The organism is Variovorax paradoxus B4 (genome assembly GCF_000463015.1).
In the GTDB taxonomy this organism is placed as follows: Bacteria; Pseudomonadota; Gammaproteobacteria; order Burkholderiales; family Burkholderiaceae_C; genus Variovorax; species Variovorax paradoxus_E.
On sequence record NC_022234.1, the window covers coordinates 1 to 20,742 of the forward strand.

Here is a 20,742-nt window from a genome sequence, read left to right on the forward strand (position 1 = left end):
GTCCCGCGCCGAGGCCTGAGGAGCAAGTCATGGGCAACGTGGTCATCTTCGGCAACCAGAAGGGCGGCGTCGGCAAGTCCACGCTGGCGGTGCTGTACGCATGCTGGCTGGCCGATGTGCGACGCCGGTCGGTCTGCGTGATCGATCTGGACGCGCAGGCGAACAGCTCGAAATCGCTGAACCGGTCCTCGGTGATCACCGAAGCGGTGGAACTGTTCGGTCCGGATCTGGGCCTGATCGCCCCGCCGCGCGAGCAGACCATTGCGCTGGCGGCGGGCAGCAGAAAGCTGGCCGACGTCGAACTCGCGAGGGCGGACCTCGTGATTCCCTTGTTCCGCGGGAATGTGAGGCGCCTGGCGCAGGATTTCGACGCGGTCGTGATCGACACGCCCCCGGCGCTGGGCTTGCGTATGAGCGCGGCGCTGATTGCCGGCCATGCGGTGGCCTGTCCGATCGAGCTGGAGGAGTACAGCATCGACGGCGTCGCCGACATGCTCCGGACCGTCTTCGGGGTCAGGCGGCGCTACAACCCGCAACTGCGGATGGCGGCCATCGTGCTGAACCGGTTCAATCCGCATTCGCTGCGGCAGAAGGCCGCGATGCAGGAGCTGGCCTTGAACTTTCGGGAGTTCGTGATACCGGCGCGGATATCGACCCGTTCGGCCATTCCCGAGGCGCTGGCCGCGGGGGTGCCCGTGTGGCGGCTGCCCAAGAGCGCGGCACGCGAGGCGAGCCTCGAGGTGATGCGGGTGTTCGAGTTGCTGCAGCAACGCATCGACGGCTCGAAGGCGTCGATGCCGGCGGATACGCAGGCATGAGGGCGCCCGACGGCCTGGACCTGAGTGCGCTGTCGCAGTTCAGGGCGGCCGATCTGCTCACGGTCGAAGCCGCCCCTGCGGGCCCAGGCGCACCGGCGCAGGTGGCGCTCGAACGCATCGACTTCGACCCCGGCCAGCCGCGCCGTCGCATGCGGGGCGAACGCATCGAGGAACTCGCCGAATCGATCCGCGAGCATGGCGTGCTGGAGCCGGTGTCCCTGCGCTGCCATCCAGAGCACGCGCACCGGTACATCGTCAACCGCGGCGAGCGCAGGGTGCGCGCGGCGCGCCGGGCCGGCCTGTCCTGCGTTCCGGCGTTCGTGGACCCGCGGGTCGATCCCTTCGCGCAGGCGGCGGAGAACCTGCACCGTGACGACATGTCGCCGTTCGATCTGGCGGCCTTCATCGCCGAGCGGGAAGGGGAAGGCCATTCGCGCGCCGAGATCGCGCGCAGGTTGGGCAAACCGCGCTCCTTCATCACCGAGGCCGCGCGGCTCAGCGACGCACCGCGGCAGTTGCGGCAAGCGGTGGAGGAAGGGCGGCTCGGCGCGGATGTGCGGGTGCTCTACCAGTTGGTGGCCGTCGCGCGAGATCGCCCGCAGGAACTCCAGGAACTGATCGCGCGGGGCGGCCCGATCGGACGTGTCCAGACCAGGAGCCGCCCGCAATCGCCCGAGCCCGTCGGCGGCTCGGCGGCGCCGCCGCCCGGAAACGGGATCCCGAGGATCATCAGCGGCGGCCGTACGGTGCTGGTGGTCGAGCATGGAGGACGGCGCGGGTCCTTGCGCATCAAGGCGAAGGACGGCAACGTCGGCGAAGTCCGCTTCGGCGATGGCACGCGCGCCATGCTGCCGTTGGCGGACTTGCGGCTGGTGTGCTGGGCCACGGAGGAATAGCAATGCCGGCGTTGGCCGGCGCGACTCGACACCCGGTGGCGGGACAGGGTCCTGCTAGGCCGCGCCGGCAGCTTTCATCGCCGTGTGGCGGCGCCGGTATTCGCGCGGCGTCATCTGCAGGTCGCGAACGAAGGCTCTTCGCATCACCTCCTGTGATCCGTAGCCGCACTGCGCGGCGATGGCCTTGAGGGGGCGCGTGCTCGTCTCGAGCAGGCGACGGGCGGCGTCGAGGCGGATCTGCTGAACGCCACGCCCGGGCGAGAGACCCGTCGCGCGTTCGTAGAAGCGCGCGAAGGAGCGCGTGGACATGTGGACCTCCTGTGCCAATCGGGCGACGCTCAGCTTCTCTTGCAGATGTGCCGCGATCCACTGGTGCAGCACGCCGATCCGCGCGTCGGACGCGGGCGGCAAGCGGCGACGGCGCAGCATGCCGCAGCGACGGCTGCGCGGTCCGGGCAGGCGGGAAGCAAGTGTCTCGACAAACGCGGCGCCCCGGTCCTCCTCGATCCAGGACAGCGCCAGATCGGCGCCCTGGCCCGGTTCGATGACGCGCCAGCTGCGCGTTCTCATGCCGGCCGCGAACAGGTCCGGTCCCTGCCCGCCAGAGCGCAGCGCCGGCGGCGCGGCACGCCCCTGTCGTCGCACGACGCGGGTCTCCGGCGCAGGCGGCAGCAATGCCTGCGCGCCCAGCACGGCGCAGCGGTTCAGACGCCGTCGGTTCCTGGAGAGCCATTCGCGCAGGCGCTGCACGCCTGCCGCCTCGGCCGCGCCCGGAACGGGTTCGCCGCTGATGAAGAGCGTGCTCGCCCGCCCGACGAGCCGGTGCGGCAATGCACCCGTCGACAGTGCCACACCGCTTGAACTCAGGGTTTGGCCGCCCGCGGCGGAGGCCAGCCGCACATCGTAGCCGGCGAGCTTGTTGCGCGTCCGGCGAAAGGAGGCATTGGCGGCCTTGAAGACCGCGAGCATGCGGATGACGTCGAGAAGAAGGAAGCCGGGAAGCAGCAGGAGCCAAACCTTGTGCATCGTGAGAAGCCAACGTAGGGGGATCGATCCGCAATCTCTCGACCCTGGGCCGCACCGCGCCAGTGCGCGAAGGCAGGCTCGCGAAATTGGCAGAAATGGTGGTGAATTTTGCCTCCGGACTCCGCAAGGCGCTCCTAAACTGTCGCACCCTTGCCTCCATCACGCGCTGAACGACCGCTACGCGCACGCCGCAGGCCGGCGCAGCGCGGGTCGGTTCAGGCGGCTGGGCCGCCTGCCGGGCTGCGCCGCGGGAGCGTGGACCGCGCCCGCGAAAAAGGTGGGGGTGCCGACGACGCAGGAAGTGCACCTATGAACGAGTGGACCCAAGATGTTCTCGGTCGGTTGAACGAGGCCAGCGAACCATCCCAGGTGCTCGCGCAGGTCAGCGTGGCCGCCAGGCGCCTCGGCTTCGAGCACTGCGCCTACGGGCTGCGCACCCTCGTGCCCTTCACCCGGCCGAAAACTTTGATTTTCAGCACCTACGATGAGCGATGGAGCCGCCGGTACATCAGTGCGGGATATCTCCAGGTGGATCCCACCGTCGCCCACGGCGTGCACAGCGGGGCGCCCGTGGTCTGGAGCAACGAAGTCTTCCGGGACGCGCCGCAGATGTGGGACGAGGCGCGCTCTTTCGGCCTGCGCGTCGGCTGGGCGCAATCGGTCTTCGAGCCCGACGCGCGGGTCGGCATGCTGTCGCTTGCCCGCTCGGGCGAACCGCTGACGGCTGCGGAGATGCGCGCCAAGGACCGCTCGCTCCAGTGGCTGGTGAATAACGCCCACCGCGCGTTCTGCCGCCTCCTGGGCGGCCCGCTCGCGGGGATTGAACCGCTGACGAAGCGGCAGGTGGAGGTGCTGCGCTGGACGGGCGACGGCAAGACGAGCGACGAAATCGCGGCCATCCTCTGCATCTCGAAGCCCACGGTCGATTTCCATCTGAGGAATGCAATGGCGAGATTCGGTGCCGCCACCAAGAGCTCGGCCGCAGCGTTCGCTTCACGCCTCGGGCTCCTGAACTGAACGGATGGCAGCGGCCCCTTCGCCCGCAGGCCGGCGGGCGACTCGGCCGATCCCGTCGGCGTGGCGGTCCCGGTGCGGACACCAGTTCTTGTCCACGTCGATGAGGCAGGCGAACAGAAGCTGGCCGTCGACCCGCACTGGCGGTGCTGCACGGTGCGCGGACAGGCCCGTGCGACGCAGGATGCGCTCGATGCCCAGAGGCGAGGCGCTGATGAGCCGTCGTCCGCCCTCCTTGGCGACGGTCCGCATCGCGGCGCTCAGCATGTCCAGCGCGAGCGACCATCCATGCGGATCCCCGCCCAGCCGCGTGCCGTCGCCGGCGGCGAATCGCGACAGTTCCCAGATGTCGGGCGAGCACGGCGCCGGCGTGTCGCCGAGCAGCTGCGGGAAGACGCTGGCCAGAAGATAGGGCCGGTGCGTGGGCAACAGGCGGCTCGTGCCGACGATCTCGCCGTCCGGATTGCGTGCGATCAGATAGATGGTGTCCTTCCGGTCGAATTCGTCGAGTTCCAGCCGGCCGCGCGTATGGAGTTTCCAGCCCAGCTTCTCGACGAAAACCTCGTGCCGGTAGCGTGCCATGTCGAACAGCACGTCCGCCGAGAAAGAATCGATCGTTCCCGCAATGATCTCCATGAGGTCACCTCGCTGAATGAGGCCGCATTACAGCCTGATGACGCACACCAGGGACACTGTCAGAGTTGATAGGGCTGGCGGTTCGAGGCCTTCGTTTTTGGGGCGGTCGCCCTCGCAGACTGCTGTCGTGGGGCAGATCGGTTGTCGGGGCCGTCCCGCCGCAGGCGGGGGACCCGGCGGTTCGCTCACGGACGGCGCGCCGCCCAGATGGTGAAGGCACCGGCCGCGACAATCAGGACCACGCCGGCGGCGGCTTCGGGGCGCGGCATGTCGCCCCAGATCGCGTATCCCAACAGCAGCGCCCAGACGATCAGGCTGTAGCGAAAGGGCGTGACGACCGAGAGATCGACACCGCGGCAGGCCACGATGAGCGCGTAGTTGCCCAGTGCCGCGCAACCCGCCGCCGCAGCGAGCATGCCGAGCTCGTGGCGCGTGGGCGGCGCCCAGCGTTCCACGAGATCCAGCAGCAGGCCTGCCAGGCATACGGCGAGCGTGGTCGCCACGGCGATGATCGACGACGGGACCGTGGCGGGAATGCGCCGCGTCACCAGGTCGCGCGCGGCGAGCGAGGCGGCACACAACAACGCGCAGGCGAGGCCGGCTGCAGGGACCTCGGACCGCGCGGACGGCTGGATCACCAGCAGGACGCCGGCGAATCCCGCCGCGGTGGCGAGCAGTCGGCCCCCATGCCAAGGCTCCCATCGCAGCGCCATCGCAGTGGCGGCAATCATCAGCGGCGCGGTCATCATGAGCGTGCTGACCGTGGCGAGCGGCGCGAGCGACAGGGCGACGACGGAACTGAGGGCGGTCGTGATCTCGAGCCCGCATCGCACGCCGACGATCGGCCGCAGTGCCGTGCGCCAGCCGGCGCGTGTCCCGCGGGCGAGGGCCAGGACAAAGAGGGTGGCGAAGGCGCCGCGCACGGCCAGGACCTGCCCGGGCGGGAGGCTCTGCGCTGCCAGCTTCACGAAAACATCGTTGAGCACGTAGCAGCCCATGGCCACCAGCATGAGCAGGATTCCGCGGCGGTTGGCCTGTGCGCTAGCCATTGCCGGACGCGGGCGGGGACGGCGCGGGGGTGGCCTGCGGGATCGCGGGCGCCGACGGCGGCTCGGGGAGCGGCGGAACGCCGGGATCGCCCGCGGCGCCGGCATCCGGCGCCGTCCCCGGCCGCGGACCGAGCGGTGCGCCGCAACGCCTGAGGACGTCCCACAGCGCCTGCGCCTTCAGAACGATCTCCTCGACCTCGGCGTCCGGATCGGACATGGCGACGATGGCGCCACCGGCGCCGATGGAGACGCGACCGTTGGCCGACACCAGGGTGCGGATCACGATGTTGAGCTGCGCCGCGCCGTTGAGCGACAGATAGCCGATGCTGCCCGAGTAGATGCCGCGGGCCGCCGCCTCGAGTTCGTCCAGGATCTTCATCGTGCGCACCTTGGGCGCACCCGTCATGGAGCCGCCGGGGAACGCGGCGCGGATGCAATCGACCGCTCCGAGGTCCGCGCGCAGCCGCCCCCGGATCGTGCTGACCAGCTGGTGCACGGTGGCATAGGTCTCGACCGCGAACAGGCTCGGCACGTGAACGCTGTCGATCTCGCAGACCCGGTTGAGGTCGTTGCGCAGCAGGTCGACGATCATCAGGTTCTCCGCGCGGGTCTTCTCGTCGGCGACCATGGCGTCCGCGATCGCCTCGTCTTCGGCCGGCGTCGCGCCGCGCGCCGCGGTGCCCTTGATGGGCTTCGATTCCACATCGCCGGCGCTGGAGATGCGCAGGAAGAGTTCGGGCGAGGCGCACAGCACGGCATAGCCGCCGAAGCGCAGGTAGGCCGCATAGGGGGCAGGGTTGTGCCTGCGCAGGATCCGGTAGATCTCCAGCGGACGGATGCGTCCTTCGCCGACCAGTTGGTTCGTGAGGCAGACCTCGTAGGTCTCGCCCTGCAGGATCTCGTGCTGGCAGCGCAGGATCAGCTCCCGGTAGATCGCCAGGTCGATCCGCCAGGCCAGTGGCTGCAGATCGCGGGCCGCGGCCGCGCTGTCGTCCGGCGCGGTCGCCTGTGCGCCTGCCAGCCGCGCGCGCATGGTCTGCATCCAGCGACGATTCTCATTGGACGGCACGGCCTCATCCAGGCAGACGATCCAGACCTGCTGCTCGGCGTGGTCGAAGGCGAGGAAGCGGTCGGCGAGGATCCACATCGCGTCCGGGGTGTCCGCGTCGTGGGCATGCGTGCCGTCCAGCTCCCGCTTGAGTTCATAGCCGAAGTAGCCCACGAAGCCACAGGCGAAGTCGAAGGGAAGCGGGGGACCTGCAGGCGGCTGGCCCGGCAGGTGGTCGCGCAGGTAGTCGAAGATGCTCTCGTCGCGCACCTGGACGACGTCGCCCCGGCGCACCATCAGTTCGCGCGGGGCGGTGCGGTAGTTCAGCACCTGGGCGCGCGGGCCGCTCGCGTCGCCCATGAAGGAGAAGCGCGCCCGCCCGGGCTCGGCGAGGCTGCTGTCCAGCCAGAAAACGCAGTCGCGCTGCGCGAACGTTCCCATGAACACGGCCTCGGCATCGGCTGTGGTGTCGATGCACTCCGCATGCAGCGACAACGCCTGCGGGCCTTCGAAGCGCAGCGGGGGGCCGAAGCGATCCCGTGCCTCGCGCCGGGGCGCCTGTGCGAGCCACTCCAGCGTCAGGTCCCTGAAGTTGCGCAGCAGCCGTGCGCCGAATTCGGTGCAGATCGACTCCGGATGGAACTGCACCCCCCACCAGGGCAGGGAGACGTGGCGCAGTCCCATCAATGTGCCGTCGGACGTCCAGGCGAGCGGCTCCAGGGTTGAGGGCAGCTGCGTGACTGCGAGCGAGTGGTAGCGCACCGCCTCGAAGCGGTCCGGGATGCCGGCGAAGAGATCGCGCTGCGCGTGCGAGACACGGTCCAGGCGTCCGTGCATCGGTCGCACCGCCAGGTCGACACGGGCGCCGCAGTGGTGGGCGATGGCCTGGTGGCCCAGGCAGACGCCGAGCACGGGCTTGCGGGAACGCTGCAGCGCGTCCGCCGAGATGCCGAGGTCGGCGCGCCGCTGCGGACGTCCGGGGCCCGGCGAGATCACGATGTTGTCGAAGTGCATGCGCTCGACCTCGTCCCAGTGCATCTCGTTGTTGCGCAGCACGATCGGGGGCTCGCCGTTGCAGGCCGCCAGGTACTGGTAGAGGTTGTAGGTGAACGAGTCGTAGTTGTCGATCAACAGCGTGTGCATGGGAGGCTCCTCGGCGGAAAGCGGGGCTGTGCATCGTTGAAGAATCAGGCGGATGTCGCCACTGCGCAATGTGCTAGTTGCGCAGGCCGGCAGCGCCTGTGCATGCAGCGCGCTCACCGCCCGCATGTCCGGTCGCTCGCATTTCCGCGGTGTTCCGGTCCGTGCCCCGGGCTCTTGGAAGGGAAGGCGAGCGGCGAGGGCCTGCCGCTGGGGCGGCGCCGTCGGAAGGCGCGACTCGGCGTGAGGACCCGCGATCCCGTGCAAGCGCGAGTTCCGATGGTCCGCCGCCAAAGCCCACGGGGGGCGATGCGCAGCGGACTCTGCGCTCGCCGGCCGCACGGCGCCGGTCTAGCGCGCGGGAGAACCCGGGGTCATCCAGAGGACCACGGCATCCTTGCGCAAGACCAGCCGCCGCGGGACGGGCGTCGACGCGGCCGCCGGGGCCTTCTCCAGCACCACGTGGGCGCCGACGCGCGACAGGATGCTTGCGTCGACCGCCGGTGGTGCATGGCGGCCCCGGCGGGCTGTCGGGCGCACACGCCGTCTAGCGCCGCGAAGCCGCCGCGCCCGTCTTCGCGCCGAGCAGGTGGCCCAGCGGCAGCGCCACCTCCGACTTGATCTCGCGCAGCACGATGCTCGAGCGCACATGCGTCACGCCGGGCAGGCTGAACAGCACCTCGTGCAGGAAGCGCTCGTAGTGCTTCATGTCCGGCACGGTCACGTGGAGGATGTAGTCCGCGGGCCCGGTGGCCGACACGCAGCGGATGATCTGCGGGCTCGCGGCCACCACCTCCTCGAAGCGCTGCACCATCGCCTCGCTGTGGCGGTCGAGGTTCACCTCGGCCACGGCCGAGACGTGCAGGCCCACCAGTTCGGGGTCGACCCGCGTGGTGTAGCCGCGGATCACGCCGGCGGCCTCCATCTCCTTGATGCGCTTCCAGCAGGGCGTGGGCGAGAGCCCGACGGCCTCGGAAATCTGCTGCACGGTTTGCCGTCCGTCGTGCTGGAGCGCAGAAAGGATCTTGAGGCAATGCTCGTCAAGAGAAATAGGATCAACGTTCATCGCGGTTCCCGAGAGGATTCTTCTTCAAACAAGGGTCTGCGCGAGTGTATTGAAGAAACACTTACTCGGGGTGCGGCAGAACAATTCCGGGCATGAACGCCCCCCACAAGACGACCGCACTCCAGCGGCCCGGCTACCAGCTTTCCGACAACCTCTGGGCCGATGCCGGCGCCGTCTTCATCACCGGCACGCAGGCGCTGATCCGCATCCTGGCGATGCAGAAGCAGCGCGACGCGGCCCGCGGCCTGCACACGCAGGGCTTCGTCAGCGGCTACCGCGGCTCGCCGCTGGGCATGGTCGACCAGGCCATCTGGAAGGCCGGCGAACGTTTCAAGGAAACGGGCATCCGCTTCGTGCCCGCGGTGAACGAGGAGCTCGCGGCCACGCAGGTGCTCGGCACGCAGCGTGTGGAGTCCGACCCCGAGCGCACCGTCGACGGCGTGTATGCCATGTGGTACGGCAAGGGGCCGGGCGTGGACCGCGCGGGTGACGCGCTCAAGCACGGCAATGCGTACGGCTCGTCGCCCCACGGCGGCGTGCTGGTGGTGGCGGGCGACGACCACGGCTGCGTGTCGTCGTCGATGCCGCACCAGAGCGACCACGCCTTCATGGCCTGGCGCATGCCCGTGATGCAGCCCGCCAGCGTGGCCGAGTACCTGGAGTTCGGCCTGTACGGCTACGAGCTGTCGCGCTATTCGGGCGCATGGGTCGGCATGGCGGCGCTGTCCGAAATCGTCGAGAGTGCCGGCACGGTGGATCTCGACGCGGTGAACGTGCGCGTGGCCGCCTGGGAAGACGCCGATGCCGTGCGCGCCGCCACCGGCCACCGCCCGCCGGCGGACGGCCTGCACTACCGCTGGCCCGACCTGCCGTCGCTGCGCATCGAGTCGCGGCTGGAGGACAAGCTCGCGGCCGTGGCCGCGTTCACGCGGCGCAACAGCATCGACCGCCACGTCATTGTGAGCCCGCACGCCAAGGTGGGCATCGTCACCTGCGGCAAGGCGCACCACGACCTGATGGAGGTGCTGCGGCGCCTCGAGCTCACGCCCGCGCAGCTCGCGCGCGCCGGTGTGCGGCTCTACAAGGTGGGGCTGAGCTTTCCGGTCGAGCAGACGCGCCTGAAGGCCTTCGCGCAGGGGCTCGACGAGATCCTCGTCGTGGAAGAGAAGGGCGCGGTGGTCGAGACGCAACTGCGCGACATCTTCTACAACGCACCCGCCGACGCGCGCCCCGTGCTCGTGGGCAAGCACGACCGCGAAGGCCAGCCGCTGGTGTCCGCGCTCGGCGAGCTGCGCCCCTCGCGCCTCATCGAGCTGGTCGCGCACTGGCTGGCCGTGCACTTTCCCGACAACCATGACCTGGGCGACCACCTGCAGCATGTGCGCGACTTCACCCCGCCCGAGCTGCTGGGCAACGCGAGCGACGCCGTCAAGCGCCTGCCGTACTTCTGCGCCGGCTGCCCGCACAACACCAGCACCAAGGTGCCCGAAGGCTCGACGGCGCGCGCGGGCATTGGCTGCCATTTCATGGCCAACTGGATGGACCGCAGCACCGCGGGCCTCATCCAGATGGGCGGCGAGGGCGTCGACTGGATCTCGCACGCGATGTTCACCAAGACGCCGCACGTGTTCCAGAACCTGGGCGACGGCACCTACTACCACTCGGGCTACCTCGCGATCCGCCAGGCCGTCGCGGCCAAGGCCACGCTCACCTACAAGATCCTGTTCAACGACGCGGTCGCGATGACCGGCGGCCAGCCGGTCGATGGCGTCATCAGCGTGGATGCCATCGCGCGGCAGGTCGAATCGGAAGGGGTGCGCCAGGTTGTCGTCGTCAGCGACGAAATCAGCAAGTACGACGACATAAAGGACCGCTTTCCGAAAGGCACCGAATTCCACGACCGCGCCGCGCTCGACGACGTTCAGCGGCGCCTGCGCGAACTGCCCGGCGTGACCGTGCTCATCTACGAGCAGACCTGCGCTGCCGAGAAGCGCCGCCGACGCAAGAAGGGCGAACTGGCCGATCCGCCCCGGCGCCTCTACATCAACGAGGCCGTGTGCGAAGGCTGCGGCGACTGCACCGTGCAGAGCAACTGCGTGGCCGTGCTCCCGCACGAGACGCCGATGGGCCGCAAGCGCAAGATCGACCAGACCAGCTGCAACAAGGACTATTCCTGCGCCAAGGGCTTCTGCCCCAGCTTCGTGGGCGTGACGGGCGGCAAGCTGCGCCGCAAGAGCGGGGCGCTGGCCGCGGGGCGCGACGCCTTCCTGCACCGCGTGGCCGCGCTGGCGCATCCCGCGCCGCACGCGTGGACCGGTCCCTACGACCTGCTGGTGACCGGCGTGGGCGGCACCGGCGTGGTGACGGTCGGCGCGGTCATCGCGATGGCCGCGCACCTCGAAGGCAAGTCGGCCAGCGTGCTCGATTTCATGGGCTTCGCGCAGAAGGGCGGCTCGGTGCTGAGCTTCGTGCGGCTGGCCGATGCACCCGAGCGGCTGAACCAGGTGCGCATCGACACGCAGCAGGCCGACGCCATCCTGGCGTGCGACGTGGTGGTGGGCGCCTCGGCCGACGCGCTGCAGACCGTGCGGCACGGGCGCACGCGGGTGCTCGCGAACATCCACGAGATTCCGGTGGCCGAGTCGCTGCGCAACCCTGATGCCGAGCTGCACGTGGACCTGCTGCTCGAGAAGATGCGCTTCGTCGCGGGGGAGGCACAGGTCGAGACCTTCGACGCGCAGAGCCTGGCCGAGGAGTTCCTCGGCGACACGCTGGCCGCGAACATCGTCGCGACCGGCTATGCGTGGCAGCGCGGCCTGGTGCCGCTGAGCCTGGAGGCGCTGATGCATGCGATCGAGCTCAACGGCGTGGCCGTGGCGGCCAACCAGTCGGCGTTCTCGCTGGGCCGGCTTGCGGCGGGCGATCCCGCGGCACTGGAGCAACTGCGTGCTGCGCCGATGCAAGTGCAGGCGCAGCAAGCCGAAGAGCGCCCGCTGGATGCGCTGCTCGCCGATGCGCGCCGGCATCTCACCGGCTATCAGAACGCCGCGTGGGCGCAGCGCTTCGAAAAGCGGGTGCGCATGCTGCAGGCGGCCGAGTCCGCGCTGCCGGGCGGCGACACGCGCCTGCCCTTCACGCGCAACGCGGCGCGCAGCCTCCTGAAGCTCATGAGCTACAAGGACGAGTACGAGGTCGCGCGCCTCTACACCGACGGCGCATTCCTGCAGAAGCTCAAGGACCAGTTCGAAGGCGACCTCCAGCTCGAGTTCCACATGGCCCCGCCGCTGCTCTCGCGCGCCGGGCACGGTCGCACGCCCGCCAAGATCCGCCTGGGCGCATGGATGTTGCCAGTGATGAAGTGGCTGGCCCACGGCAAGCGGCTGCGCGGCACGAAGTTCGACCTGTTCGGCTACACGCAGGAGCGCCGGACGGAGCGCGCGATGATCATCCAGTTCGACCATCGGCTCGGTGAGCTGGTCGCCGAGCTTTCACCGGCGAACCAGCAACTCGCCGCGCAGATCGCGGCGCTGCCGCTCTCGGTTCGCGGCTTCGGTCATGTGAAGCTGGCCAACCTTGCGCTCGCCACCGAGCGCGAGGCGGAGCTGCTGCACCGCTTCGCGCCGCAGCGTTATCCCCGACCGGAGAAGAATGCGCAGGCGGGCCAGTTCAAGGGGATTGCGGTCGTGTCGCAGTGATCGCGGGTCGAGCGCAGGGCGCGCCGCGGCTGGTTTGGTTGTGCTGGACAGCAAGGGCGGTTTGTCGGCAGCGGCGAGACCCTGCCGGCACGCGGCTGTGCCAACGTTCGGCGCATCTTGCTGCGGATGGTAAAAGGCGACATGTGCGAGCGTAGGCTCAAGGCCCGACCGGGCGGTGGGCCACTGCAAATCGCTGTGCCAAGTCGCCCAGGCACCTGTCCAAGGTCCACAACTCGGCCCCTGGTGTCATGAGCGTGGATGCCAGCAGAGTCAGGTCGACGAGCCCGCACCCCACTCCAAACAGGCGTTCCGTCTCAATCAGGACGAGCACCTCCCGCAAGTTCGCCTGCTGCATCTGCCGCAGGTGCTGGAGATAGCCAAGCGTCTGCGTGCGCGAAGGCGGAGTGCCGCACGCAAGTTCCCCCAGAACCATCGGATGCATCAATACCTTATCCAGTTCGAGCAATTGCTCCAAGGCGGCATTGCGGGCGCGAAAGTGGTCAACCCAGACCGAGGTGTCGACCAGGACAGGGTTCACGAACTCGTGCCTCCGCGGCGGCGGGGCACATCGGGCATCTTGGGCGCACGCCCCCCGAGGGCTGCAAGTCGCTTGGCCGCTTGCACCCTCACGAAGGTTTTGATCGCTTCCCTGAAGAGGTCCGCTTTGTCCATGCTGGGGTCCGCAACTGCGAGCGCTTCCTCGTAGAGAGCGTCTTCAATGGTGACAGTAGTTCTCATGGCAAATTCCCGTCATCAGAAGCGATGCATTCTAGCATCAAAATGGATGTCTCCCAAGGCGCATGCCGCGGCTCGCGCTTGGGACAAGGCCAACCTTGTGACGAGCATGCAATCGCCACGGTCGAACCTCGAGTGTGAGCGGCGACTGGCGGCAGAGTACGCAATGCGGCTTGCAGAAGAGGAGAAGGAGCGACGGACATCATGCCCATGCATACTCCGCGCGATGAAGAACCCGCACCACGACTGCCGCGTCTTCGGCTCTCCCTGGGAGGGCGTGCATGGCACCCGCATCTCGAGCCAACGCCGCTACGGCAGGCATTGGCATGCCACCTTCGGCATCGGCGTCATCGACGAAGGCGCCCAGCGCTCGGCCAGCGGGTGCGGCGAGGTCGACGCCCATGCCGGCCACCTCATCGCGACGAATCCGGGCGAGGTGCATGACGGGCGGCCGCTCGGCGGGCCGTATCGGCGCTGGCGCATGCTGTATCTCGAACCCGCTGTGCTTCGATGGGCCGTGGATGCGGCTGCAACGGGCGCGGCGAACGACATGGCCCTGATCCGCCCCGTCATCAAGGACGACCGGCTGCGGCGCCTGCTCGGCGAACTCTTGCGGCTGCTGGAGGCGCGTTCTGCCGTACCGCAGCGGGCACTGGCGGATGCACTGCGATGCGAGGAACTGCTCGTGCAGACCTGCACCGTGCTCGCATCGCACCACGGTGCACAAGGACTGCCCATGCATGCGGCATCGGCCGACGTCTCGCGGGCGCGCGACATGCTCGCGGATTGCCTTGCGCAGCCGCCCAGCCTGGCCCAGCTCGCGGCGTCTTCGGGGCTGAGCAAATACCAGCTGCTGCGGCGCTTCAAGGCGGTCCATGGCGTCACGCCGTTCGCGTGGCTGCTCCAGCAGCGCGCGGAAGTGGCGCGCGGCCTCATCCGGCGCGGCGCAGCACTGGCGGACGCGGCCATGGCGGTCGGCTTTGCGGACCAGAGCCACATGACGCGGGCGTTCGCACTGCACTTCGGCTTCACGCCCGGCGCATGGCAGCGCGCCTGGGCGCAGCCCGCACGGCTGCAATAGCGTTCAAGACACGCCGCCGCGCCCGCGACACACTGGGCCATGCACTCTTTTTTCTTCTCTCATTCACCGGAAATCTGGCAGCGCCATCCCGAGCTGGTGCCCGGCGTCCTTCTGGCCCAGGGCATCCACGGGAACGCCTCCGTGCAGGCGCAGGTGGCGCACTACCACGGCGTGGCGCGCGCACGACTCGAAACCGTCGGCTCGGAAGCCGATCTTCCGGAGATCCAGGCCTGGCGCCGCACTTTCGCGCGCATGGGCCTCAAGCCCACGCAGTACCGGTGCGCCTCCGAATCGCTGCTGCGCCGGTTCAGGAAAGAAGGCGCGCTGCCGCCGATCCATCCGCTGGTCGATCTTTGCAACGCGCTGTCGCTGGCCTTTGCGATTCCGATCGCGGTGTTCGACCTGTCGCAGGTTGCCGAGGGGCTGCAAGTGCGGTGCGCGGAGGGCACCGAAAGCTACCTCGCGTTCTCGGGCGAAACGGAAACGCCCGACCGCGGCGAAGTCGTCTTTGCGGATGCAGCAGGCTGCGCGCACGCCCGGCGCTGGACCCATCGCCAGAGCGCGCGTTCCGCCGTGCGCGATGAAACCTCCCGTGTCCTCATCGTGGTGGAGGCCTTGCATGCGGACGCCGCCAACGATGTCCAGCAGCTGCTGGATGCGATGTCCCGGGCACTGGCCGAGACCTGGGCGCCGCCGGCCGCGTGCGCGCTGTTGCGGAAAGACGCGCCTCGCCTGGCGTTCTGAAGCGGCCGCGCCTCGGTGTCGAACGCCCGGATTCAGGGATCGCCGACTGCCCCTTCCGCCCGTGATCCGACGCTCGAATCGCCCATCCGCTGCGGCACCGGATGTCTGGCGCACCGGCAGCGTCGAAGCAGGTCTGCCCTCCATACGGCCGTTCGAGCGCTGCCAGCGGCAGCTGATGTGCGAGTTGGTGAATCCGCGGGATGCAGCGGATGGCGAAGGTGGGTGCAGCGTTCGACGCGCGAAGCCAGGCGGGGGCCTCGCTGCAGTTGGCGCGTGCCGTGCTCGATGTGCTCAAGCGCCGCGCGCGCTTGCGACGTGCTCTCGTTGGCGGGCGGCGAGGCGAATATCGTCAAGAGCGACCCCATGCCGCCACCGCTGGTCTACAGCGCGGTCTATCGGAGCGACAATTCCGGTCCCGCGCTGGCACGCAACGTCGAGCTGGCCGTGAAGACCTGCGATTTCAAGTTGCGGTCGAGCCAGCACGACGTGGGCCCGGCCCGGCCGTTGCGGGGCTCGAGCTCGAACTTGCGGCAACGGCCGGTACGCAAGGGCGTGAAGAAGAGGCCGGCGAGAAGCTAGCGCCGAATGGCCGCCAAGGCATCCACGCGGCCCACAAGTCAGCGACCTGAGAACTGCGCTGGCCGTCTTTCGACGAAGTGCGCCACGCCCTCGGCGAAGTCCTCGCTGCGCAGGCTTTCGACCATCTCGGCGTTGGCCAGCGTGATCGCCTCGCCGAGCGACTGGTAAGGCGCTTCCCAGAGTTGGCGCTTCATCACGCCGACCGAGCGCGGCGACACCTCGGTCGACAGGCTGTGCGCCAATGCCTGCACTGTTGCCATGAGTTCGTCGGCCGGTACCACGCGGTTGACCAGTCCCATTCCCAGTGCTTCCTGCGCATCGATCTTGCGAGAAGTCAGCAGGAGGTCGGTGGCATGCGTATGGCCGACGATGCGCGGCAGCATCCAGGCGATGCCGTGCTCGGCGATCAGGCCGCGCTTGGCGAAGGCGGTGGCGACAACGGCCTTCTCCGATGCGATGCGGAAGTCGCTGTAGAGCGCCATCACGAGGCCGAGTCCTGCTGCTGCACCGTTGATGGCGCTGATGATGGGCTTGGATGCAGCGGGGAAGTAGGAGTAGCGCGTCTGGTAGTCGGCGCGCCGGTTCATGTCGTACGGGCGCATCCATTGTTCGGCCTGGATGTCTTCCGGAGGCAGGACTTCGAGTTCTTCCATGTCCATGCCGGCGCAGAATGCGCGGCCCGCACCGGTCAGCACGATGGCGCGCACCTCGACATCGCGGCCGGCCTGTTCGATGGCAGTGCGCAGTTCGGCCTCGAGCACCTTGGTGAGGGCGTTCATGCGCTCGGGCCGGTTCAGGGTGATCGTCGCCAGGGGGCCGTCGACGGTATAGAGCAGTTGTTCGTAGGTCATGGGGTGCGAATCAGTGAGCGGTGGTTTCGAGGAAGGCGGCGGGCAGCTGGATCGACACCGGTTCGAGGAACTCCTCGATGCCGAAGCGTCCGTTCTCGCGGCCGATGCCCGATTTCTTGAAGCCGCCGAAGGGCGCGGCCGGGTTGAAGGGCGCGCCGTTGATATCGACCTGGCCGGCACGCAGGCGGCGTGCGGCGGCCAGGGTATGCGGTGTGGGCGGGCCCCATACGGCGCCGGCCAGGCCGTAGTCGGTGCCGTTGGCCAGCGCAATGCCGTCTTCGAGGCCGTCGTAGGCCAACAGCACCAGCACGGGGCCGAAGACTTCCTCTTGCGCCACCGCCATGTCGGGCGTCACGCCAGCGAGGACGGTGGGCGGCACGAAAAAGCCATGCGCGGGCAGGTCGGCCGCGACGCCGACGCGCCGTGCGCCGGCTGCAATCGCGCCGTCGATCAGGCCCTGCACCTTCTGCTGCTGCGCCTTCGAGATCAGCGGGCCAAGCCGCGTCGCGCCATCGGAGGGGTCGCCCATGCGGTAGCCGGCGAGCAGTGCCTGTGCGATGCCCTCGGCGGCTTCGAGCGAGGCGCGAGGCACCAGCAGGCGTGTCGTCGCCGAACAGGTCTGGCCCGAGTTCAGCATGCAGCCGGCCAACGTGGCCTTGACGGCCGCGGCGAGGTCCGCCCCGGGCAGCACGAGCGACGCCGATTTGCCCCCGAGCTCGAGCGCCATGCGCTTGATGTCGCCGCCGGCGACGGCCGCGATGTGGCGCCCCGCGCGCGTCGAGCCCGTGAAGGACACCATGTCCACGTCGGGGTGCCGCACCAGCGCCTCGCCGACCTCGGCCCCGTTGCCGTGAACGAGGTTGAATACGCCTGACGGAAGCCCGGCCTGCCGGACGGCATCGGCCAGCAGGAAGGCGCTGGTCGGTGCCAGCTCGGAGGGCTTGAGCACCACCGTGCAGCCGGCCAGCAGCGCGGGCGCGACCTTGCCGGTGATCTGGTGCAGCGGGTAGTTCCATGGCGTGATGCAGGCAACGATGCCGCTGGGCACCTGTTGCACCAGCGAATGGCCAATGCGCGACTCCCATCCGAAGTCGGTGGCCAGGTCCGCGTACATGTCCCAGGCGGCAATGGGCGCGCCCACCTGGATGCGGGCGGCCAGCTTGCGCGGCATGCCCACCTCGCGCGAGATGGCGTCGGCCAGCGCCTCGGCCTGGTCGCGCAGGGCTGCGGCGATGCGGCGCACGGCCGCGATGCGCACCGGGGGTGGAGTGGCTGCCCAGCCCTGGAAGGCGCGGCGGGCGGCCGCCACGGCGGTGTCGACGTCGAGTGCCGACGCGGTGCGGTAGGTGGCGAAGGTTTCTTCGGTGAAGCTGTCGGTCACGGGCAGGTCGTGGGCGCCGCCGGCAGGCACCATCGCGCCGTCGATGAAAAGCTGGGTGTGTTTGGCCATGCGGATCAGTCCTTGGATGTGTTCGACGTGTCGGGTGTGCTGCGCCGGGCGAGGAATTCGCGCATCGCGCGTTGCGGCTCGCCGGTGGCATAGCACTCGAGCTGGTAGCGGATGCCTGCACTGCAGGCTTCCTCGAAACCTGCCTGCGTGCGTTCGCGGAAGCGCTGCTTGGTGGTGCGCAGCGCGGCGCCGGGCAGGGCGGCCAGGGCACGCGCGCGCTCCAGCGCGCGCGGCAAGACCTGGTCGGCCGCGACCAGGTCATTGACCAGCCCGAGCGCGTGCGCACGCTCGCCGGTGATGAGCTCGCCGGTCAGCGACAGCTGCTGGTTCAGCGAATGGCCGATCTGCAGCGACATCAGGTAGGAGCCGACGATGCTTGCGAGCCCGGCCTTGACTTCCGGCTGGCCCATGCGCAGCGTGGGATGCGCGACCCGCAGGTCGCACATCAGCGCCATCTGGAAGCCGGCGCCGACGGCCGTGCCGTTGAGCGCTGCAACGAGCGGCTTGGTCACGTCGCGCACCGCCTGGTACATCGCATGCTGCCGATGGAGCCAGCCGGCCAGTGTGCTGGTGTCGATGGTGGCCGATTCGTCCAGATCCTGGCCGCCGCAGAAGGCGCGTTCGCCGCTGCCGGTGAGCACGATGGCGTGCACCGCCGGATCGGCGTCGAGTGCGCCGAGCTGCGCCGTGAGGGCCGCGCGCAGCGCAGCGTCCACCGCGTTCATCGCGGCGGGCCGGTCGAGCCGGACCACGGCGATGTCATCCAGCCGATCGATCAGCACCGGGTCATGGGTTGGCATGGGTGCTTTCCTGGCGCTCGATCACCGCGTCGACGGCCCAGCCACCCTGGCCGGCGTCGCCGACGATCAACGGGTTGAGGTCGATCGATGCAATGGCCTGCGGATGCGCGGCCGCCAGGGCGCCCAGCGCCACGGCGGTGCGCGCCACCACGTCGAGGTCGACCGGCGCCTCGCCGCGCACGCCGGCGAGGATCGGTGCGATGCGCAGTGTCCGCAGCTTGGCGATCACGTCGGCTTCCGAGAACGGATGGAGCAGCACGACGAAGTCGCGCAGCGCCTCGACGTACTTGCCTCCGTCGCTCACCATCACGACAGTGCCGAAGAGCGGGTCTTGCCGCACACCGAGTGCGAACTCGCGGCGGCCGCGCACCCGCTGCGCCACGATCACGCCGTCGAGCGGAACGCCCATCGCGGCAACGCGCTCTGCGCATGCGGTCCAGGCTTCGGCGGCCTGTTGCGCGGTCTGCACGTCGAGGAACACCAAGCCATGTTCCGACTTGTGCGGAATCTGCGCCGAACAGGCCTTGACCACCACGTGCGGTCCGAGCGCCTGCCACGCGGCCACGGCCTCGTCGAGGTTGCGGCACAGGCGGTACGGCGCGGTCGGAATGCCAGCGCCGGCCAGCAGCGCAAGGCTGTCGGCTTCGCTCAGCAGCGGCGCATCGCCGGCCGGTAGCGCTGGCATGCGCGATACGGCCGATGCTGCGGCCGTGCGCGCCGCGGCCTGCTGCTGCAACGTGCCGTGCCGGCTCCACTGGTGCAGCGCATCGACCGCGTCCGTCTCGTGGACGAACACCGGCACGCCGGCGTCGCGAAAGGACTGCCGCACCGAGGCCTGCGGTGCAGACACCGCCGTCGGTTTGCCGCGCGTGGCAGCAAAGCGCGCCGTGTCGCGCGCCATGCCGGGCAGGTCGTAGCCTTCGCCGGCCACCGGCACGCCGACGAGGAACATGTCGGCCTGCGGGTCGGCCGCGAGTGCGCCCAGCGTGTCGGCGTACATCCCTCCCCGCGTCATGAGCGATGCGGTGAGATCGACGGGGTTCTGCGCCGTCGCGAAGCTCGGCATGATGCCGGCCAACGCCTTCACGACCGGTTCGCCCAGTTCCGCCAGCGGCAGGCCGAGCGATTCGGCTGCATCTGCGCACAGCACGCCGACGGCGCCGCTGTGGCTCATCACGACCAGGCGCTCGGCCGGCCGAGGCGGGGACGCGAGGTAGAGTTCGACGGCATTGATCAGGCCGTGCACATCCTGTGCACGCCAGATGCCATGGCGCTCGAAGAAGGCATCCACCACCACGTCGTCGTTCACGATGGCGCCGGTGTGCGACGCGGCGGCCTTCGCGCCGTGCGCGCTGCGGCCCGACTTGAGCGCCACCACCGCCGCGCCGCGCGCCGCGGCGAGGCGCGCCACCTCGGCCAGCATGGCGGGGTCGTTCAGCGATTCGATGTACATCAGGACAACGCGGATCGCCGGGTCGGCTGCCGCGGCCAGGGCCAGTTCGCACACCGTAGCGTCGGCGTCGTTGCCCGAGGCCACGAGATAGCGCACGCCCACGCCGCGTTCGCGCAACATGGCGTAGGGCATGACGCTGGCGGCGCCGCTCTGGCTGACGATGGCGACCGGCCCGTCCTGGGGTGCGACTTCCATGAACATGGTGCTGAAGTTCATCACCGCACCGGTGCTGAAGTTGGCGACGCCCTGCGCGTTCGGCCCGATCAATCGGATGCCCAGGCGCCGTGCCTGCGCCACCAGCGCTTGCTGCCGTGCGACGCCGTCACTGCCGGTTTCGCCGAAGCCCGAGCTCATGACGATGGCGCTGCCGACACCGCGCGCGGCGCACTGGTCGATGACACCGGCCACCGCGTCCTGTCCGACCGCGACGATCGCAACGTCGGGCGTTTCGGGCACCGCGTCCAATGAAGGGTAGGCCGCCAGGCCCTGGACAGTCGCGCGCTTGGGATTGATCGGGTACACCGCGCCCTGGAAGCCGAAGCGCTGCAGGTAGTGCAGCGGCCGGCCGCCGACCTTGTTGCGGTCTTCGGTGGCGCCGACGACGGCGATGCGTTGCGGCGCAAAAGCGCGCTGCAGGCGGGGATCGAGAAGAGAGGCCATG

The 20,742-nt window shown here is 69.3% G+C and carries 19 protein-coding genes; 7 read left to right on the forward strand and 12 right to left on the reverse strand.

All coding sequences use genetic code 11. The annotated features are described in order from the left end of the window. Window positions 1–29: 29 nt before the first annotated feature. Both VAPA_RS27085 and VAPA_RS27090 read left to right on the forward strand, forming a co-directional pair. Window positions 30–818 (forward strand): ParA family protein, encoded by a 789-nt coding sequence (locus VAPA_RS27085; protein WP_021003399.1) that lies wholly within the window; start codon window positions 30–32, stop codon window positions 816–818. Then, the gene (locus VAPA_RS27090; protein WP_021003400.1) at window positions 815–1,714 is read left to right on the forward strand and encodes a ParB/RepB/Spo0J family partition protein; all 900 of its coding nucleotides are present in this window, start codon (window positions 815–817) and stop codon (window positions 1,712–1,714) included. The genes VAPA_RS27085 and VAPA_RS27090 overlap by 4 nt, the downstream gene beginning before the upstream one ends. Window positions 1,715–1,768: 54 nt before the next feature. Here the strand turns inward: VAPA_RS27090 and VAPA_RS27095 are convergent, their stop codons facing one another. Continuing rightward, the gene (locus VAPA_RS27095; RefSeq protein WP_021003401.1) at window positions 1,769–2,740 is read right to left on the reverse strand and encodes a helix-turn-helix domain-containing protein; all 972 of its coding nucleotides are present in this window, start codon (window positions 2,738–2,740) and stop codon (window positions 1,769–1,771) included. Between the two features lie 309 nt (window positions 2,741–3,049). Between VAPA_RS27095 and VAPA_RS27100 the strand changes: the two genes are divergently transcribed. After that, entirely contained in the window at window positions 3,050–3,757 is a 708-nt protein-coding gene (locus VAPA_RS27100) for an autoinducer binding domain-containing protein (protein ID WP_021003402.1), read from the forward strand. Here the strand turns inward: VAPA_RS27100 and VAPA_RS27105 are convergent. From VAPA_RS27105 to VAPA_RS27120, 5 genes are all read right to left on the reverse strand, one after another. Next, entirely contained in the window at window positions 3,734–4,390 is a 657-nt protein-coding gene (locus VAPA_RS27105; protein WP_021003403.1) for an acyl-homoserine-lactone synthase, read from the reverse strand. The two genes, VAPA_RS27100 and VAPA_RS27105, sit on opposite strands and share 24 nt — an antisense overlap. Window positions 4,391–4,575: 185 nt before the next feature. After that, window positions 4,576–5,439 (reverse strand): DMT family transporter, encoded by an 864-nt coding sequence (locus tag VAPA_RS27110; protein ID WP_021003404.1) that lies wholly within the window; start codon window positions 5,437–5,439, stop codon window positions 4,576–4,578. Then, window positions 5,432–7,630 carry an aminodeoxychorismate synthase component I gene (gene pabB / locus VAPA_RS27115; RefSeq protein WP_021003405.1) on the reverse strand — a complete coding sequence of 733 codons (2,199 nt, stop codon included), beginning with the start codon at window positions 7,628–7,630 and terminating at the stop codon, window positions 5,432–5,434. The genes VAPA_RS27110 and pabB overlap by 8 nt, the downstream gene beginning before the upstream one ends. A gap of 348 nt (window positions 7,631–7,978) precedes the next feature. Then, window positions 7,979–8,167: a hypothetical protein gene (locus VAPA_RS34595; RefSeq protein WP_155248127.1), complete on the reverse strand. Its 189-nt coding sequence runs from the start codon at window positions 8,165–8,167 to the stop codon at window positions 7,979–7,981. A 7-nt stretch (window positions 8,168–8,174) separates the two neighbouring features. Beyond that, complete coding sequence (locus VAPA_RS27120) at window positions 8,175–8,693, reverse strand: Lrp/AsnC family transcriptional regulator (RefSeq protein WP_021003406.1); 519 nt, start codon at window positions 8,691–8,693, stop codon at window positions 8,175–8,177. A gap of 92 nt (window positions 8,694–8,785) precedes the next feature. On the opposite strand from VAPA_RS27120, the gene VAPA_RS27125 reads away from it, so the two are divergent. Continuing rightward, window positions 8,786–12,388, forward strand: a complete 3,603-nt coding sequence (locus VAPA_RS27125; protein WP_021003407.1) for an indolepyruvate ferredoxin oxidoreductase family protein — start codon at window positions 8,786–8,788, stop codon at window positions 12,386–12,388. A gap of 157 nt (window positions 12,389–12,545) precedes the next feature. On the opposite strand, the gene VAPA_RS27130 is transcribed toward VAPA_RS27125, so the two are convergent. Continuing rightward, a complete protein-coding gene (locus tag VAPA_RS27130) occupies window positions 12,546–12,926 on the reverse strand; it encodes a type II toxin-antitoxin system VapC family toxin (protein WP_021003408.1) in 381 nt (126 codons plus the stop codon). Next, complete coding sequence (locus tag VAPA_RS27135; protein WP_041946638.1) at window positions 12,923–13,126, reverse strand: type II toxin-antitoxin system VapB family antitoxin; 204 nt, start codon at window positions 13,124–13,126, stop codon at window positions 12,923–12,925. Before VAPA_RS27135 ends, VAPA_RS27130 begins: the two co-directional genes overlap by 4 nt. Window positions 13,127–13,349: 223 nt before the next feature. On the opposite strand from VAPA_RS27135, the gene VAPA_RS27140 reads away from it, so the two are divergent. The 3 genes from VAPA_RS27140 to VAPA_RS27150 all read left to right on the forward strand — a co-directional run bounded on the left by VAPA_RS27140 (window position 13,350) and on the right by VAPA_RS27150 (window position 15,527). Next, complete coding sequence (locus tag VAPA_RS27140) at window positions 13,350–14,204, forward strand: AraC family transcriptional regulator (RefSeq protein ID WP_021003409.1); 855 nt, start codon at window positions 13,350–13,352, stop codon at window positions 14,202–14,204. Between the two features lie 39 nt (window positions 14,205–14,243). Next, window positions 14,244–14,948 (forward strand): B3/B4 domain-containing protein, encoded by a 705-nt coding sequence (locus VAPA_RS27145; protein WP_021003410.1) that lies wholly within the window; start codon window positions 14,244–14,246, stop codon window positions 14,946–14,948. 363 nt (window positions 14,949–15,311) lie between these two features. Beyond that, on the forward strand, window positions 15,312–15,527 hold the full coding sequence (locus tag VAPA_RS27150) for a hypothetical protein (protein WP_230559080.1): 216 nt from the start codon (window positions 15,312–15,314) through the stop codon (window positions 15,525–15,527). Between the two features lie 38 nt (window positions 15,528–15,565). On the opposite strand, the gene VAPA_RS27155 is transcribed toward VAPA_RS27150, so the two are convergent. Genes VAPA_RS27155 through VAPA_RS27170 form a run of 4 tightly spaced genes read right to left on the reverse strand, consistent with a single transcriptional unit; the run spans window position 15,566 to window position 20,741 of the window. Then, window positions 15,566–16,378 carry an enoyl-CoA hydratase gene (locus tag VAPA_RS27155; protein WP_021003412.1) on the reverse strand — a complete coding sequence of 271 codons (813 nt, stop codon included), beginning with the start codon at window positions 16,376–16,378 and terminating at the stop codon, window positions 15,566–15,568. Between the two features lie 10 nt (window positions 16,379–16,388). Beyond that, window positions 16,389–17,828: an aldehyde dehydrogenase family protein gene (locus VAPA_RS27160; protein WP_021003413.1), complete on the reverse strand. Its 1,440-nt coding sequence runs from the start codon at window positions 17,826–17,828 to the stop codon at window positions 16,389–16,391. A gap of 5 nt (window positions 17,829–17,833) precedes the next feature. Beyond that, window positions 17,834–18,628 (reverse strand): enoyl-CoA hydratase/isomerase family protein, encoded by a 795-nt coding sequence (locus VAPA_RS27165; RefSeq protein ID WP_021003414.1) that lies wholly within the window; start codon window positions 18,626–18,628, stop codon window positions 17,834–17,836. After that, window positions 18,615–20,741, reverse strand: coding sequence for an acetate--CoA ligase family protein (locus VAPA_RS27170; protein ID WP_021003415.1), 2,127 nt, complete (start codon window positions 20,739–20,741; stop codon window positions 18,615–18,617). The genes VAPA_RS27165 and VAPA_RS27170 overlap by 14 nt, the downstream gene beginning before the upstream one ends. Between the last annotated feature and the right edge of the window lies 1 nt (window position 20,742).

Coding starts and splice junctions, on each gene's coding strand:
- VAPA_RS27125 (WP_021003407.1), top strand. CDS start 8,786: ATGAACGCCCCCCACAAGACGACCGCACTCCAGCGGCCCGGCTACCAG.
- VAPA_RS27095 (WP_021003401.1), bottom strand. CDS start 2,740: ATGCACAAGGTTTGGCTCCTGCTGCTTCCCGGCTTCCTTCTTCTCGAC.
- VAPA_RS27085 (WP_021003399.1), top strand. CDS start 30: ATGGGCAACGTGGTCATCTTCGGCAACCAGAAGGGCGGCGTCGGCAAG.
- VAPA_RS27120 (WP_021003406.1), bottom strand. CDS start 8,693: ATGAACGTTGATCCTATTTCTCTTGACGAGCATTGCCTCAAGATCCTT.
- VAPA_RS27150 (WP_230559080.1), top strand. CDS start 15,312: ATGCCGCCACCGCTGGTCTACAGCGCGGTCTATCGGAGCGACAATTCC.
- VAPA_RS27140 (WP_021003409.1), top strand. CDS start 13,350: ATGAAGAACCCGCACCACGACTGCCGCGTCTTCGGCTCTCCCTGGGAG.
- VAPA_RS27145 (WP_021003410.1), top strand. CDS start 14,244: ATGCACTCTTTTTTCTTCTCTCATTCACCGGAAATCTGGCAGCGCCAT.
- VAPA_RS27160 (WP_021003413.1), bottom strand. CDS start 17,828: ATGGCCAAACACACCCAGCTTTTCATCGACGGCGCGATGGTGCCTGCC.
- VAPA_RS27090 (WP_021003400.1), top strand. CDS start 815: ATGAGGGCGCCCGACGGCCTGGACCTGAGTGCGCTGTCGCAGTTCAGG.
- VAPA_RS27155 (WP_021003412.1), bottom strand. CDS start 16,378: ATGACCTACGAACAACTGCTCTATACCGTCGACGGCCCCCTGGCGACG.
- VAPA_RS27165 (WP_021003414.1), bottom strand. CDS start 18,628: ATGCCAACCCATGACCCGGTGCTGATCGATCGGCTGGATGACATCGCC.
- VAPA_RS27110 (WP_021003404.1), bottom strand. CDS start 5,439: ATGGCTAGCGCACAGGCCAACCGCCGCGGAATCCTGCTCATGCTGGTG.
- VAPA_RS27100 (WP_021003402.1), top strand. CDS start 3,050: ATGAACGAGTGGACCCAAGATGTTCTCGGTCGGTTGAACGAGGCCAGC.
- VAPA_RS27170 (WP_021003415.1), bottom strand. CDS start 20,741: ATGGCCTCTCTTCTCGATCCCCGCCTGCAGCGCGCTTTTGCGCCGCAA.
- VAPA_RS27105 (WP_021003403.1), bottom strand. CDS start 4,390: ATGGAGATCATTGCGGGAACGATCGATTCTTTCTCGGCGGACGTGCTG.
- pabB (WP_021003405.1), bottom strand. CDS start 7,630: ATGCACACGCTGTTGATCGACAACTACGACTCGTTCACCTACAACCTC.
- VAPA_RS27135 (WP_041946638.1), bottom strand. CDS start 13,126: ATGAGAACTACTGTCACCATTGAAGACGCTCTCTACGAGGAAGCGCTC.